General features: G+C 68.7%; 2 protein-coding genes. Both read right to left on the reverse strand.

What is annotated here, in order from left to right; all coding sequences use genetic code 11:
• Window positions 1-868 (reverse strand): beta-ketoacyl synthase N-terminal-like domain-containing protein (locus tag ABD299_RS11805; protein ID WP_344261300.1); only part of this gene is annotated, 868 nt, incomplete at its 3' end.
• 45 nt (window positions 869-913) lie between these two features.
• On the reverse strand, window positions 914-1,907 hold a 994-nt coding region (locus ABD299_RS11810; protein WP_344261302.1), incomplete at its 5' end, for a beta-ketoacyl reductase.

The following is a 1,907-nucleotide window of genomic DNA, read 5'->3' on the forward strand; positions in this document are numbered from 1 at the left end:
CCTCGTGCCCGTTACGCCGGGCGTCCGACAGCCGCTCCAGCAGCACCATGCCGACACCCTCACCCCAGCCGGTGCCGTCGGCATCGGCGGAGAACGCCTTGCAACGCCCGTCGGTGGCCAGCCCGCGCTGCCGGCTGAAATCGACGAAGGCCACGGGGGTGGACATCACCATCGAGCCACCGACGAGGGCCAGTCCGCATTCCTGCTTGCGCAGCGCCTGCGCGGCCAGGTGCATGGCCACAAGAGAGGAGGAACACGCCGTGTCGACCGTGATCGCCGGCCCTTCGAAACCGAATGTGTAAGAGATCCGGCCGGCCGCGATACTGCCCGAACCTCCACTGCCGACGTAGCCCTCGACATCCTCCGGGACCTGACGCAGCCGCGAGCTGTAGTCCTGGTACATCACCCCGGCGAAGACGCCGGTCCGGCTGCCCTTGAGCGTCGTGGGGTCGATCCCGGCACGCTCGACGGCCTCCCAGGCCGTCTCCAGCAGCAGCCGCTGCTGGGGATCCATGGCCAGCGCCTCACGCGGGGAGATACCGAAGAACGCCGGGTCGAAGTGGTCCGCGTCGATGAGAAAGCCGCCCTCGCGGGCATAGCTGGTACCCGGCTTGTCCGGGTCGGCGTCGTAGAGCGCCTCCAGGTCCCAGCCCCGGTCGGAGGGGAAAGGCGATATGGCGTCCCGGCCCTCGGCCACCAGTTCCCACAGGTCCTCGGGCGATGCCACCCCTCCCGGGTAGCGGCAAGCCATGCCGACGACGGCGACCGGTTCCCGCTCCCGGTCCTCGGCCTCCTGCAGGCGTCGGCGGGTCAGGTGCAGGTCCGTTGTCACTCGCTTGAGATAGTCGCGAAGCTTCTGTTCACTCACCGGTCGCTCCCTTTCGTGATGCACTGACGGTTCCGGCAACAGCAATCAATTCAGACCGAGTTCGTTCTCGATGAAGTCGAATATCTCGTCATCGGAAGCCGAATCGATCCTGCTGACGGCGGCGTCCCCGGTGGCACTCGTCGACGGTCCGAGCCTGGCCAGAATCCCTTCCAGACGTGCGGTGACCCGGGCGCGGGCCGCGTCGTCCGCGGCGATGCGCGAGAAATCCTCTTCCAGTCTGTCCAGTTCCGGAAACACGTCCTCGACGGTGTCCGCAGCCTCGGGGGCCATCTGCTCCTCCAGATAGCCCGCGATCGCCTTGGAGGTCGGATAGTCGAAGAGGAGTGTCACCGGCAACCGCAGTTCGGTCGCCTTGCCCAACTGGTTGCGGAGTTCTACCGCGGTCAGGGAGTCGAAGCCGAGATCCAGCAGGCCCCGGTCCTCCTCGACATCCGAGGGACCCGTGTAGCCGAGCACACCGGCCACCGTCGAACGGACGAGGTCCAGCAGGTACCGGCCGTGCTCCGCCTTGGGCATCGTGCCGAGGTGCTGGTTGACGCCCCGGGCCGGCACCACGCCGCCCGCCGCGGCCCGCCGGACGGGCCTGCGCCCGGCCGGGCGGACCAGGCCACGCAGCAGCGCCGGCACCGACTCCGTCGGCTGGGCCGCCAGGGCGGCGAGGTCGAGCCGCATCGGCAGAACCACCGGAAGGCCGCTCGTGCGGGCGCTCTCGAACAGTGCCGCACCGTCCGCCGAGGAGAACGGAACGATCCCGCCACGGGCAAGGCGTGAGAGGTCCGCGCCGCCCAGCTTGCCGGTCATCTCGCTGCGCTGCTCCCACAGGCCCCACGCCATCGACTGCACGGGGTGGCCCTGCATGCGGCAGTGCGCGGCGAAGGCGTCGAGGAAGGCGTTGGCCGCCGAATAGTTGCCCTGGCCCATCCCTCCGAAAGTCCCGGCGATCGAGGAGAACAGTGTGAGCGGAATGCCTCGTTCACTGGTCAGTTCGTGGAGGTTGAGTGCGGCGTCCACCTTGGGC

Source organism: Streptomyces sodiiphilus (assembly GCF_039529215.1).
In the GTDB taxonomy this organism is placed as follows: domain Bacteria; phylum Actinomycetota; class Actinomycetes; order Streptomycetales; family Streptomycetaceae; genus Streptomyces; species Streptomyces sodiiphilus.